The following is a 583-nucleotide window of genomic DNA, read 5'->3' on the forward strand; positions in this document are numbered from 1 at the left end:
TGGTTGCGGGGGCAGGATTTGAACCTGCGGCCTTCAGGTTATGAGCCTGACGAGCTACCGGGCTGCTCTACCCCGCGCCATTGTTGTCCTGATCGGGGGTTCATCGTTTCAGGGAGATGTTGCGTGTCTTTCCAGGTCTGGCGGTGACCTACTCTCCCACGTCTTGAGACGCAGTACCATCGGCGCGGCGGCACTTAACGGCCGAGTTCGGGATGGGATCGGGTGTTTTGCTCGCGCTAGGGCCACCAGACCGGGAAAGACACGCTCAGCGTTCCGCCTGTTGGGCGGGATGTTGTCCAAGGATGCTTAGGGAAGAAGTCTTGCTTCTTCCGGATCAAATCAAGCCTATCGAGCCATTAGTACCGGTCAACTGAATGCATTGCTGCACTTACATCTCCGGCCTATCGACGTGGTGGTCTTCCACGGCTCTCAAGGGAGACCTTGTTTTGAGGGGGGCTTCACGCTTAGATGCCTTCAGCGTTTATCCTGTCCGTTCATAGCTACCCTGCACTGCCGTTGGCACGACAACAGGTCCACCAGTGGAACGTTCACCCCGGTCCTCTCGTACTAGGGGCAACTCCTC

The 583-nt window shown here is 57.6% G+C and carries 1 tRNA gene and 2 rRNA genes; all 3 read right to left on the reverse strand.

The window, feature by feature from the left end:
* Positions 1-77: transfer RNA gene (locus AAIL68_RS17570), tRNA-Met, on the reverse strand.
* Positions 78-135: 58 nt separating this feature from the next.
* Positions 136-250 (reverse strand): 5S ribosomal RNA (gene rrf, locus AAIL68_RS17575).
* An 85-nt stretch (positions 251-335) separates the two neighbouring features.
* Positions 336-583, reverse strand: a 23S ribosomal RNA gene (locus AAIL68_RS17580); the annotation flags it as partial.

The sequence above is a fragment of the Paracoccus sp. SSK6 genome, from assembly GCF_039770665.1.
Lineage (GTDB): Bacteria > Pseudomonadota > Alphaproteobacteria > Rhodobacterales > Rhodobacteraceae > Paracoccus.